This window comes from Sphaerospermopsis torques-reginae ITEP-024, assembly GCF_019598945.1.
Lineage (GTDB): Bacteria > Cyanobacteriota > Cyanobacteriia > Cyanobacteriales > Nostocaceae > Sphaerospermopsis.
In genome coordinates this window covers 75450-89146 of record NZ_CP080598.1, presented here as the reverse complement: position 1 = coordinate 89146, position 13697 = coordinate 75450, and the positions used below count along the sequence as shown (strand labels likewise).

The 13697-nt window shown below is 38.8% G+C and carries 6 protein-coding genes; all 6 read right to left on the bottom strand.

The features are described 5' to 3' along the window. Nucleotides 1-85: 85 nt before the first annotated feature. Nucleotides 86-466 (bottom strand): nuclear transport factor 2 family protein, encoded by a 381-nt coding sequence (locus K2F26_RS00270; protein ID WP_220609903.1) that lies wholly within the window; start codon nt 464-466, stop codon nt 86-88. 79 nt (nt 467-545) lie between these two features. Then, nucleotides 546-3755, bottom strand: a complete 3210-nt coding sequence (locus tag K2F26_RS00265; protein ID WP_220609902.1) for a non-ribosomal peptide synthetase — start codon at nt 3753-3755, stop codon at nt 546-548. 129 nt (nt 3756-3884) lie between these two features. Next, nucleotides 3885-10523 (bottom strand): non-ribosomal peptide synthetase, encoded by a 6639-nt coding sequence (locus K2F26_RS00260; RefSeq protein ID WP_220609901.1) that lies wholly within the window; start codon nt 10521-10523, stop codon nt 3885-3887. A 448-nt stretch (nt 10524-10971) separates the two neighbouring features. Continuing rightward, nucleotides 10972-11394 carry a hypothetical protein gene (locus K2F26_RS00255; protein ID WP_220611717.1) on the bottom strand — a complete coding sequence of 141 codons (423 nt, stop codon included), beginning with the start codon at nt 11392-11394 and terminating at the stop codon, nt 10972-10974. Between the two features lie 336 nt (nt 11395-11730). After that, on the bottom strand, nt 11731-12141 hold the full coding sequence (locus tag K2F26_RS00250) for a hypothetical protein (RefSeq protein ID WP_246605481.1): 411 nt from the start codon (nt 12139-12141) through the stop codon (nt 11731-11733). A gap of 183 nt (nt 12142-12324) precedes the next feature. After that, nucleotides 12325-13602, bottom strand: a complete 1278-nt coding sequence (locus K2F26_RS00245; protein ID WP_246605630.1) for a 3-isopropylmalate dehydratase large subunit — start codon at nt 13600-13602, stop codon at nt 12325-12327. Nucleotides 13603-13697 lie beyond the last annotated feature (95 nt).

Below are 13697 nucleotides of genomic sequence, written 5' to 3'. Positions count from 1 at the left end.
CACAGAGAACACAGAGAAAGAAGAAATTTTACAATCAGTCAATTATTAGAGGTAGCTATATCAGAGATTTTGTTGATTTTGTTAATTATACTGCTGGTCTAAAGAAGTAGCTGCGTCGAGTTTTAAATTTGCCATTGTCAAAGGAATAAACATCAGCAAAGCCTTCATTAATGGGAGAGCCATTTTTATGGATACCAATAAATTTGCCCCAGCAAGCACCATGATTATTGTCAACCGCAATATGTTCAAGGTAATGTTTACCAGAGGCAATGATTCTCTCATATTGATAAAAATTTAGCAGTTTATCAAGTCCAATAAAAGGCTGATAACCTGGACGTTCATAGATGATATTTTCGTCAAAGCAATTTTTGAGTAAATTCCAATCAGAGGAATCAACAGCAGAAAATAAAGTAACTATCAATTCCTTTTTGGCGGCAATATTTGATAAGGTAATAGTGTTTGACATATTCTTATTCCTGGTAATTTTGCATTTGCTTAAATCAAATCGCCACAATTGTTTATTAAAACTGATTATTAAAACATTATTAAAACATTAGTTGCTGTGTCACCTCCTCTTCTGATAGTTGATCTACTTCTGCTAAAATCCTTGCCAGTTCATCATTTTCTGCTTGCTCAATTTGTTGTTCAGTAACTTTTTGGGCAAGTTCGGCAATGGTGGGATTTTCAAATAAATAACGCAGAGGAAAATCTAAAGAAAAAACTTCTCTTAAACGAGAAATTGCTTGAGTAGCAAGTAGGGAATGTCCTCCTAATTCAAAAAAGTTATCATGGATTCCTACTTGTTTTAAGTTCAAAACTTCTGTCCAAATAGCTGCTAATTCTTGTTCTGTATCGGTGCTAGGTGGAACAAAATTAACTTCTAAATTTCTTTGCGTATGATCGGGAATTGGCAAAGCACGGCGATTGATTTTACCATTAGGAGTTAATGGTAAATTATCTAAAAATACAAAAGCAGCAGGAATCATGTAATCTGGCAGTTTTGATTTAAGGAAGTTTCTCAAACTGCTGGGAGTTGCTACATTATCCTGTGCTACTAAATAAGCTACTAATAATTTCTTTCCTGGTTCATCTTCTCGCGCAATTACTACAACTTGTTGAATATCAGGATGTTGATTTAAAACTGCTTCTATTTCTGCTAATTCAATTCTAAAACCACGCAGTTTTACTTGTGTGTCAATTCTTCCAATAAATTCTATATTTCCATTAGGTAAACTCCGAACTAAATCTCCTGTTTTGTAAAGGGTATCTCCCTCCATAAAGGGATTAGAAATAAATCTTTCTCTAGTTAATTTTGGTTGATTTAAGTAACCTCTAGCAACACTCGCACCACCTATATATAATTCACCTGCGACACCAATAGGAACTCTATGTAAATGAGTATCTAATATATAAACTGTTCTGTCTCCAATGGGTTTACCAATGGGAAGGGAATTAATATTTTCCGCTAGTTTTTCAGGAATGGGATAACAACAGGTAAATACTGTACATTCTGAAGGTCCATAACCATTGATGATTTTGGTTTCTGGTAATAGTGCTAAAGCACGACGTACATGATTTATAGACAAAGATTCTCCGCCAATAAGCAGTTGTTTAATGCCTAATAAACCTTGTGGCATTGTATCAATTATGAGATTGAATAAAGCAGAAGTTAACCAAAGAGTATTAACTTTTTGTTCTTGAATTATTTGGGTTAATTGTTCTGCTGTAGGAATTTTTTCTGGATAAAGTACACAACGTCCACCATAAAGCAATGGTGGCCACATTTCTAAGGTGAGTCCATCCCAAGAAACAGATGAATGTTGTAGCCAAATCTGGTTTTCATCAAGGTGAATATAATCAACCCCAAACATAAAACCTATAAAGCTACGATGGGGAACTTCTGTTCCTTTTGGTGTTCCTGTTGAACCTGATGTATAAATAATATAAGCTAAATTTTCTGGAGTAACTTCACAGGGTAAATTGTCTGTTGAATATTGGGCGATAATTTCCCCATCTGTATCAAGATTCACCACCATTTGCTGATTTCGTGGGAGTCTATTTTGTAGATGAGTTTGTGTTAGTAAGATGGGTGTTTGTACATCTTCCAACATTAAAGCTAGTCTTTCTGTAGGATAAGCTGGATCTAATGGTACATAAGCCCCTCCAGCTTTGAGAATGGCAAGTATTCCGATTACCATTTCTGGGGAACGTTCAACACAAATTCCTACCCTAGTTTCTGGTTTAACTCCTAATGATTTTAAATAATTTGCTAATTGATTAGCACGGTTATTTAATTCCCGATAAGTTAAGTTTTCTTGTTTATAAACAACTGCAATCTTATCAGGTGTTTTCTGTACTTGTTCTTCAAATAAAACATGAAGACATTGATAATTAATATTTTCTTGATTTTGATGATTCTCTAAAAGTATTAATTCTTGTTCTTCCTCGGCACTGAGTAAAGATATTTGTGAAATATTCTGTTGTAGGTTTTCCGAAAATCTTGTGAGCAATGTTTGGAAACTACCAATCATGCGGACTAATGTTTGTTCATCAAAGCAGCTAGTATCATAAACAAATCTACCTCCTAATTGTGAACCAGGATTAATGACTATTGTTAATGGGTAGTTTGTTCTTTCAAAACAACTGAGATGACTAATTTCTAATGTTTTTTGTGTGTCTTGTTTACTGGAATCTACAGGATAATTTTCAAAGACTAACAGACTTTCAAATAATGGCATTCCGGGAAGAATATCACTTACTTGTTGAATTTCTGCCAGGGGAAAATAACTATATTGTTCTTGTTCTATTGCTTGAGTTTGTAATTCTTGCAGCCAAGATAATATTTGTTTTTGATTATCAATTTTTACACGGGTGGGAATGGTGTTAATTAATAATCCCACCATTGATTCTATATTTTCTATTACAGGTTGACGACCGGATACAGTTGCCCCAAAAACTACATCTTTTTCGCCACTGTAGCGGGAAATTAATAAACTCCATGCTCCCTGGACTAAATTATTTAATGTTAAATGATGTTGTCGTGCCGCATTTTGCAATTTTTCAGTTACCTTTTCCGATAATTGAAAACGTTTTTCTTGATATATTCCTTGTCCTTTCTTACCAGTTAAAATAGTAGGTGTTTGCAAACCTTGTAGTGTTTGTTGCCAAAATTGTTTAGCTTTTTCAATATCCTGTTCTTGTAACCATTCAATATATTCTTTATAAGGTCGAACGGGTGACAATCTTAAATATTCACCCCGTTGATTTGCTTCATATAAAGCTAAAACTTCTTTGAGAACAATTTGCATTGACCAACCATCAAATAATATATGGTGATGACTCCAAATAAATTGATAGGTATTGTCAGTTAATTGAATGATGGTAAAACGCATTAAAGGAGCTTGATTTAAATCAAATCCCTTTTGGCGATCGCTCACCAAAAAATCCTCTAATTGCTGTTTTTGTTCATCACTTTTTAAATGTCGCCAATCCAATTTTTCCCAGGGAAGATCCACTTGCTTACTCACCATTTGCAAGGGTTTTTCTATTTCTTCCCAGAAAAAAGCACTGCGTAATATTGAATGTCTGGCTACAACTTGTTCCCATGCTTTTTGGAATGCAGAAAAATTCAATTCCCCAGAGAGGATGCAAAGTAACTGCTCAAAATAAACTTCTGATTCTGGTGCATAAAGGGTATGAAACAACATCCCTTGTTGCATGGGTGAAAGTTCATAAAGGTCTTCGATACTTTGCATACAATTTCCTCTTGGGGATAGGTGACAGGTTACAGGTTACAGGTGACAGGTGACAGTGAAAGAAGGACAGGTGATGGGTGATAGGTAACAGGATGAGACTTAACCAATTACCAATTACCCATTACCTATTTACTTCTTCTTGTTGAGTTTTGCTAGAAATTTATCTAGCTGTTGCTGATTGAGTTTAGCGGCTGAAAAATCAGATGGTGTATAGCTTTGCTCGTCTTTTGATTGACAGTGATCTATGAGGGTTGTTAATGCTTCCATGAATCCTGAAGCTAACCTTTCAATAGTTTCTACTTTGTGAATTTTATCACTATATGCCCAAGTCATTTCTAGTTTTCCAGCCCGAATAAAACCGCTAATTCCTAATAGGTGACTACGACGATTTAATCCACTTTGTTCTGATTTAAATTCTTTAGCTTCACCTAAAACTGATGATGCTTTCAGAACTTGATCAAATTGTCCCAGGTAGTTAAAACTAACTTGCGCTGATGGGAAGGAAGCTAATTTTTCGCGGATGCTGGTGTCTGTGTTTAAATATCTCAAGACACCATAACCTATACCCCGGTTGGGAATGCTTCTCAGTTGTTCTTTCACTGATTTTAAAGCTTCCCCTGGTTGGTTTTCTTTGATTTCTAAACCCACAGGGAATAATGTGGTAAACCAACCTACAGTTCTTGAAAGGTCTACATCTTCAAATAAGTCTTCCCTTCCATGTCCTTCTAAATCAATTAGTAAATAATTTTCTCCTGTCCATTGGGTAAAACTCTGTACTAAAGCTGTTAATAAAACATCATTAATTTGGGTATTGTAAGCAGCAGGTACATCTTGTAACAGGGCGCGGGTTTGTTCTTCATTTAACGCCAGTGATACAGATGCAGTTGAGGCTAGAGTATTATTTTCTTCAGCCCCAGAATAGTCTACTGGTAAAGGTTTATTGGCAATATTAGATTGATTTACCCAGTAATCTAACTCTTTCACAGCTTGGTTTTGAGCGTATTCTGTTAAGCGATCGCTCCAATATTTCCAAGATGTTGTTTTCTCTGGTAATTTTATCGTCTGACCCCGGCTTATTTGTTGGTAAGCTGTGGCTAAATCTTCCAATAAAATCCGCCAAGAAACTCCATCAACTGCTAAGTGATGAATGACCAAAAGTAAACAACTGGGGCGATCTTTGCCTAATTGAAATAATGCAAATTTGGCAATTTCTCCCTTCGCTAAATCCAAACTAGCTTGCAGTTCTGTATCCTTAGCTTTGATCGCTGTTTCCTGTTCTGCTGCTGACAGAAGCGATAAATCAAAGATGCTTAATGGTACTGTTTCTTTGACATCGGTTTGGATTTGTTGCCAGTTTTCCTCATCCTGGACAAATTGCAATCGCAAAGCATCATGTTGTCCCAAAAGTTTTTGTACCACTTCCTGCAATAATTCAGGTTGCAAATCAGCAGGAACTTCTAACAATGCTGACTGGTTAAAGTAATTGATTTCTGGTAATTTCTGTTCAAAAAACCATTTTTGAATCGGTGTTAAACCAACTTTACCAGTTACTAAACCTTGTTCGGCGTTGATTTGGCGAGTCATACCCGCTACTGTCGCTAACTCAGCAATAGTTTGATACCTAAATAACTGTTTAGCAGCAATTTGAATACCCGCCTGATTCGCTTTAGAAACTAGCTGAATACTCAGAATTGAATCTCCACCCAATTCAAAATAATTATCGTGAATGCCAACATTTTCTATTCTCAGCACTTCTGACCAAATCGCCACTAATTTCTCTTCTATTAATGTGCGTGGTGCTGCAAATTTATCTTCATCACTGCGAGAAAAATCCGGTGTTGGTAAAGCCCGATAATCTACCTTTTGGTTAGAGGTCATGGGTATGCTATCTAACACCATGAACGCGCTCGGAACCATGAAATTTGGTAATTTCTGTTTGAGAAACTGGCGCAGTTCATCCACGCTATGTGGAAAACCTAACCCCCTAGCCCCCTTTCCTACAAGGGAAGGGGGAATTTCTGAAGCCTCTCTCCTTGTAGGGGAGAGGTTTGGAGAGGGGTTTTGGGGTACGAAATAAGCCACCAGTCGCTTTTGTCCGGTAGTTTCTTGATGGGCAATGACAACAGCTTGAGACACTTGGGGATGTTGTCTTAATACTGTCTCAATTTCTCCCAACTCAATGCGGAAACCGCGAATTTTTACCTGATTGTCAACCCGTCCCAGGTATTCTAAACTACCATCTCTGCGTAATTTGACTAAATCCCCGGTTTTATATAGGCGATTCCCTTCTGTGTTCTCAATAAATTTCTCGGCTGTGAGTTCTGGACGTTGCCAATATCCTCTAGCCAGTCCTGCTCCCCCAATGTGTAGTTCTCCGGGAACTCCTATAGGTACAGGTTGCTGATATTGATCTAAAACGTAAACTTGGGCATTACTAATGGGTTTACCAATACTCACAGAAGTATTGCTTGGGGTGAGGCGCTCTAAGGTGGTGACTACTGTGGCTTCTGTGGGTCCGTAGCTGTTAAATAATTGGGGTGCTGGGGAAAGATGCGCTGTGCAATTATGCCAATGTTGCACTTTTTCTAGGTGAACTTCTTCCCCACCAATAATTACAGTTCTCAAACTTCCAGGAATGGGTGAGTTTTGGGGTTGCAGTTCTGTTACTAATTGATGCCAGTATGCTGTGGGTAAGTCCAAAACTGTTAACTGCCATTTTTGACAACACCGCCAAAAATCATCGCTGGAGTTGAGCATTTCTTCAGTGCGTAACACCAAGGTTGCACCAACAGCAAGACAGGGGAAGATTTCTTCTATGGATGTATCAAAACAAACAGAGGCAAATTGTAGAACCTGATCTTGAGCATTGATACCATACTCATCAATGGCAGTGGTGACAAAGTTCAACATTGAACGATGTTCAATCATTACACCCTTGGGTTTACCCGTAGAACCGGAGGTATAAATAATATAAGCTAGGTTATGGAGTTGAACGTCACTAACTGGGTTGGCTGGACTTTGGGTAGCGATTTTTGTCCAATCTGTATCTAAACAAATGGTTTGTCTGCTATAACCTGTTAGTTTTTCCTGGAATCTATTTTGTGTGAGTAAAATACCGAGTTGGGTATCTGCGATAATCTCAGATATACGTTCTTGGGGATAAGCAGGATCAATGGGAACGTAAGCACCACCGGCTTTGAGAATACCCAATAAACCAGCAATCATTTCTAGGGAACGATCAACACAGATACCTACCAAGGTTTCTGGTTTAACTCCTAAACTTTGCAGATAGTGGGCAATTTTGTTAGCGCGATCGCTCAATTCTCGGTAAGTTAATTTTTTACCGTCCTGTTCTACAGCGATCGCATCCGGTGTTAATTCTACTTGCAGTTCAAATACCTTATGGATACACTGACTCTGTGTAGTTTCCCTCTCTGTTTGATTCCATTCCCCTAATAATTTTTGTTGTGATGCGGTAATTAGAGGTATTTGGCCAATTCGTTGATCTGGGTTCGCTACCATCTCAATTAATACCTGTTCATACTGCTCTAGCATCGCTTCCATGCTTTCAGCATCAAACAAGTCGCTGTTATATTCCAAATCCAAGGTAATTCCTTTTGCTCCCGTTTTCGCACCGTGCTGGACGCTTTGTTCAAACCGGGGGATAACTAAGAAATCAAGATCAAACTTGGCAGATTTGTTATTAGCTGGTTCATGCAAAGTGAAGTCAAAGCCAGGGAATTTTAAATAAGGTTTGGCAGAGTTATGGAAACTAAACATCACCTGAAATAGCGGATTATGACTCAGGTTGCGAACTGGTTTCACCGCTTCTACCACTTTATCAAAGGGTACATCTTCGTTAGCATAAGCTTCCATTGTCATTTGACGCACCCGATCAAGTAATTCCCGCACTGTGGGATTTCCTGAAACGTCGGTACGTAAAACCAAATTATTCACAACCATACCCATGATCTTTTCAATCTGGTGCATCCGGCGATTAGCAACCGCAGAACCGATAAAAATATCATCTTGTCCAATGTAGCGGTGCAACTGGATGATGAAAGCTTCCAACATCGTCATAAATAAGGTTGCACCTTGCTGATGACTGAAAGCTCTCAGGGATTCGCATAAATCAACGGGTAATTCCCTCCTGGCGTGTTCGCCATTATAGGTTTGCTCTTTGGGACGTGGGCGATCGTAAGGTAATTCCAACAACGGAGGCATCCCTGCTAACTGTTGTTGCCAATACACTAACTGCGCTTGAGCTTCTGGAGTTTTCGCCCATTCACGCTGCCAAGTAGCAAAGTCAGCAAACTGGTAACTTAATTCCGGTAATGGGGAAGGTTTACCCGCCCAGAAAGCTTCATACAGTGCTACCAACTCACTTAAAAAGACGTTAAATGACCAGCCATCATGGGCCATGTGATGCTCCACATGGGTCAATATATAATCCTGGTCGCTTAACTGAAATACCGCCCATTGCACTATGGGTAGTTGGGTGAGGTCCAGGTGTGTGAGAAGTTCTGCCTCTACTAACTTTTGTGCCTCTATTTGTCGCTCCGGTTCAGGAATGTCACGCAGATCAACGACTCTAAAAGCGGCTCCTGGATTTGGGTGAATTACTTGATACAGTCTACCATTCACCTCTTGATAAGTTGTCCTGAAGATTTCATGCCGTCTGACAATCTCATCTAGAGAACGTTTTAGAGCTTCAAAATCCAGTTTGCCTCTAATGTCCATTGTGGCCTGGAATTGGTAGGCGCTGTTTTCTGGTGCTAATTTATGGACAAAGTAAATGCGCTCTTGGGAAAAGGAAACTGGTACAAGTCCTTCATGGGCAATGTGTTGAATGGTGGGGCGTTCCCATTGGGTTTGTTCACCACCTTGGGCAATGAGTTGAGCTACAGCAGCTATGGTGGGGTTAGCAAATACTTGAGCAAAAGATATATTTACCCCGAACATTTCCCGCGCCCTAGAAATCATTTGCGTCACAATCAGGGAGTGACCACCCAAACAGAAAAAGTTATCATTGACTCCCACTACATCCAGTCCTAATAACTCAGTCCAGAGAGTTGCTAACTGTTCTTCAACAGAGTTACGGGGTGCAACAAAAGCTGCTTCTAAATCAGGGCGTGTCCGAGCAGGGGCTGGCAAACTACGACGATCAACTTTACCATTGGGGGTCAAGGGTAAGGAGTCCAGCACCATCCAAGCGGCTGGAATCATGTAAGCGGGTAGCTTGTCTTCGAGGAAGTTTTTTAAGGTTGTGGCGGTGACAGGGGATTTTTGCTCGGATACAACATAAGCAACTAACCGTTTATCACCAGGAACATCTTCCCGGACAATTACTACTGCTTGTTGTATGTCTGGGTGTTGACTTAAAGCTGCTTCAACTTCTCCTAGTTCAATCCGAAAACCGCGAATTTTGACTTGGTTATCAACTCGCCCCACAAATTCAATATTACCGTCTGGTAAATAACGCGCCAAATCCCCCGTTTTATACAATTTTGGATTTTGGATTTTAGATTTTGGATTAGGAAACGGATGAGAAATAAATCTTTCTGCTGTTAACTCTGGACGGTTGAGATAGCCTCGCGCTAAACCATCTCCACCAATATAAATTTCCCCTGGAGTACCTACGGGAACAGGTTGTAGTTGCTCGTTAAGTATATATATTTGTGTATTAGATATGGGGCGACCAATGGGTAATGTTGTGCTACCTTCTGGTACATCTTCTACTGGATAAAAACAGGAGTATGTTGTACTTTCAGTCGGTCCATAAACGTGCAATAAATTCTGGGGTGCGCCATTTGTCAGAACTGCTCTGACTGTTTTCGGATCTACAGCTTCACCACCAAATAATAAGTATCGCAGGTCTTTAAATGCTTGAGGAACAATGTTAGCTAATTGATTAAATAAGGCAGTGGTTAAAAATAAGATATTAATTCTTTGTTCACTGATGTAGTCGGCAAAGTCTAGGGGTGAAAGGAGAACGTTTTGCGGTACACCGACTAAGGTAGCTCCATGTAATAGAGAACCCCAAATTTCAAAGGTGGCTGCATCAAATGAAGTATTGGAAGCTTGGGCAGTGCGGTCAGTGGTTGTAAACTGTACATAATTGGTATTACATACTAAGCGATTTACTGCCCGATGGGGTACAGCAACTCCTTTTGGTGTGCCTGTAGAACCAGATGTATAAATTACATAAGCGAGGTTTTCTGCTGTGACATTGCTGGTAGGATTTTCCGAATTTTGGCTATCAATTAATTCCCAATCTTGATCCAAACAAACTGTTTTTACACCACTTTCAGCAAAGTTTTCCACATACTTTTGCTGAGTTAATAATACTTGTACTTGGGAATCTGAGAGCATGAAAGATATCCGCTCTTTGGGATAGGTGGGATCTAGTGGTAGGTAAGCTGCACCTGCTTTGAGAATACCCAGTAAACCAACGATCATTTCTAGGGAACGTTCGACAGAAATCCCTACTAAAACTTCTGTTCCTACACCTAAAGATTGTAAATAATGAGCTACTTTATTAGCTTGGTGATTCAACTCTTGATAAGTAAGTTTTTGACCATTAAAAACAGCAGCAATATTATCTGGGGTTTTTTCCACTTGTGCTGCAAATAATTCATGTATGCACAAATGCTGAGGATAATCTACCGTGGTATTATTCCATTCCACCAATATTTGCTGTTTTTCTTGCTCAGTTAAACCGGGCAAATTCTCCAGATTATCAGTTGAGTTAATCACCATTTCCTCCATGATTTCTGTATATAAATTGATAGTTTTATTCAGGTAATAACAAATGATTATTTGTTGTTTTGATGATTTTTATTATCTTCATGATTGGCTATCATGTTGAGATTTTCTCAAAAACATGACTGTTTTGATTGTTAGATTTGGGAGCATCCCAACTTTGGAAAAATAAACGCCGCTACACCAACAACCCTCTGAAACCCTCTTACCTTTGTGTACTTTGCGTCCTTTGCGGTTCAATCAAAAAAAATAAACTTACACATTTGGTATGCTCCCTTAGATTTGATTTTTAGAGAAATGGCCTTTGAGGTATTAATAAGGTATAATCGAACTCAGAGGCCATTTTTATATTATCTCTAATTTTGGTGAGATTGTTTTTACCAAGGTAGAAATTTAAAACACACCTTTATTTAGTGGCATTTATTTAAGAATGTCACCAAATTTCAGGATTAAATTATGCTTCTACTGCTACTTCTTCATCTTCGTCCACAATTTCTACTGTTCTTGGTTCTTCCACGACTTCTGCTTCTGTCGCTGTATTAGGTTCTGATTCTACGTGACTTATCAATTTGGTTTTTAGCTCGTCGGAAATGGGTAAATCATTGATTTCTTTGACGAGCGCTCTGACAGATTCGTTTTTAGTCCGTTCTGAATAAACTGCTTTGAGAATAGCTTCAATTCCATAAGCGCCTACTGTATCTCCTACAACCCCTACGAGACCAAGTAAACCTATACCACCTACGATACCAAATGGTCCTCCTGCTGCTGTGAGTGCTGCAACAATGGCAGCATTACTACCTGCTGATGCAACTGCTAAAACTACAAGAATTATGCCAGGAAGACCTAGTCCAGCTAGTTTTTTTGCGATTTCGTCCATGTTCATCACTTAATATCCTCTAATATTGTTGGTTAATTGTTGGTTAATTGCTAGTGAAAATTTGCTTGGTGGTATGAGATGGAAGTCTCTATAGTTCAAGAAGTTATTGCCGTATCTAGACTAAGAGAAGATAAATTTCTCTTGAGAGCCAATCTAGCTAGTTTTTTAACATTCTCTTTCCTATTCAACCTCAATCTATACAACTCGTCAATTCAATAAATTGATCAGGAAACACTAAAAAACACTAAAAATCATTAATTGTATCATGGCCAACAATTTGCTGATGAATTGAAAGCTAAAATATGATGTTGATATGTAATGATATAACCCTTTATTTTAATTAATAACATGACCGTTTTCTATTTTCACGCATGATATATTTACAGTTCTTAAAGATGGTAAATATTTTTTATTTTCTGATTTTAGATGATTTTGCAACTTTAGTTTTAGTTCTTGGCAAATTGGTAAATCTTGAATTTCGTAGAACAGCGATCGCAAAGTTTCGGTTTTGCTACGTTCTGAATAAACGGCTTTGATCATAGCTTCAATTCCATAATCTGTAACCATATCACCTATAACTTTTACCAAACCCAGTAACCCTATTCCGCCAACTATACCAAAAGGTCCCCCCGCTGCTGTCAGCACAGAAACAATAGCAGCATTACTACCTGCTGATGCGACTGCTAAAATCAAAAGAATGATTCCCGGAAGACCTAAACCGGCAAGTCTTTTAATAATTTCATCCACTGTACTCACCTAATATTTTGATATTGTTGTTTTCAATTTTCTGAGTTTTATGAAATTGGAGTTATTGTAGATACACAAACAGATTTGATACTTGTTCTAATTTTAAGTTAGATACAATTTACCCCCTTTATTCAATCTGTATCCAGCAATTTAATTTTTCATCATATTTTTTTCAATCAAGAATTAATCAAGAACATGACTAATTTTGCCTTTTATCGCGGAAATGGCCACCGTTCTGGGTGAGGCTAAATAATTTTTGCCTGTGGGATCACCACTGCGTCCTTTAAAATTGCGATTGGTTGCATAAACCCCCGTTTCTTCTTTGTTTAAAACGCCCATTCCAGAATTAATACAAGCACCACAACCTGATTTGAGAATCTTTGCTCCTGCTTGGTTAAAAATGTCCATATATCCTAATGCTTCTGCTTTTTCCCGAATTTCTACGGAAGCAGGAACAATAAACAAGTTTACACCATCCGCGACTCGATGATTCTGTAAAACTTCGGCTGCTTGGGCTAAGTCGTATAATTTACCTCCTGTACAAGAACCAATAAAAGCTTTGGTAATAGGGGTTTCTTCTAGCTGACTGATAGGTACTACTTGATCTGGTTTGGGAGGACGGGCTACTTGCGGCTCTAGATTACTGAGGTCAAATTTATACACTTTTTCATATTCAGCATCAGCATCGCCAACAAATTCTTCAAATTCTTGATCAGAGCGACTTCTAACATAGTCGCGGGTTGTGTCATCGGGAACAATTAAGCCACAGATTGCTCCACACTCAATGGCCATATTAGCAAGGGTTAGGCGTTCATCATAAGGCATTTGTTCGAGTATTGATCCTCTAAATTCCATGACCTTGCTTGTACCACCAGCACAGCCGATTTGTCCCAGGATAAACAAGATAATATCCTTAGCACTGATATGGGGGGGTAGAGTTCCAGATAAATCGAATACCAATGTGGGGGGGACGCGAATCCACATATCCCCCATAGCATATATATTTGCCATGTCTGTAGTCCCCACACCAGTAGAAAAAGCTCCTAATGCTCCGTAAGTACAGGTATGGGAGTCTGTACCGGCAATGATCATTCCTGGGCGGACAAATCCTTTTTCTGGGAGTAAAACGTGACAGATACCAGCAGCTTCACCGGGAGAAACAATATCAAATAAATGACATCCTTGCTCTTGGGCAAAGTCTAGCATTTCCTGATACATGACATTGGCTTTTTGATCATTGCGAATGTCATTAACTTGGATAAAATGATCTGCTACTAATACTACCCGTTGAGCATCCCACAGTTTTGCTTCTTGTCCGTAATGTTTATAAAATGTTGTGGCTACAGGTCCTGCTACCGCATCATGGGATAAAGCTAAGTCAACTTGAGCAAAAACCACTTCTCCAGGACGGACATAAGCATTACCCGAAGCTTTAGCAAGAAGTTTTTCTACTAACGTCATGGGTCGTTGGGGAGTGACACTTTTGGGAATGGTAATTTTTCCCTGACGACGCTGATGATTAAATGGTATGAGTCCACCTGCTTGGGCGATCGCAT

Excerpts from the sequence above, each read along its gene's own strand:
- K2F26_RS00270 (WP_220609903.1), bottom strand. The coding sequence starts at position 466 with ATGTCAAACACTATTACCTTATCAAATATTGCCGCCAAAAAGGAATTG.
- K2F26_RS00260 (WP_220609901.1), bottom strand. The coding sequence starts at position 10,523 with ATGGAGGAAATGGTGATTAACTCAACTGATAATCTGGAGAATTTGCCC.
- K2F26_RS00255 (WP_220611717.1), bottom strand. The coding sequence starts at position 11,394 with ATGGACGAAATCGCAAAAAAACTAGCTGGACTAGGTCTTCCTGGCATA.
- K2F26_RS00245 (WP_246605630.1), bottom strand. The coding sequence starts at position 13,602 with ATGACGTTAGTAGAAAAACTTCTTGCTAAAGCTTCGGGTAATGCTTAT.
- K2F26_RS00265 (WP_220609902.1), bottom strand. The coding sequence starts at position 3,755 with ATGCAAAGTATCGAAGACCTTTATGAACTTTCACCCATGCAACAAGGG.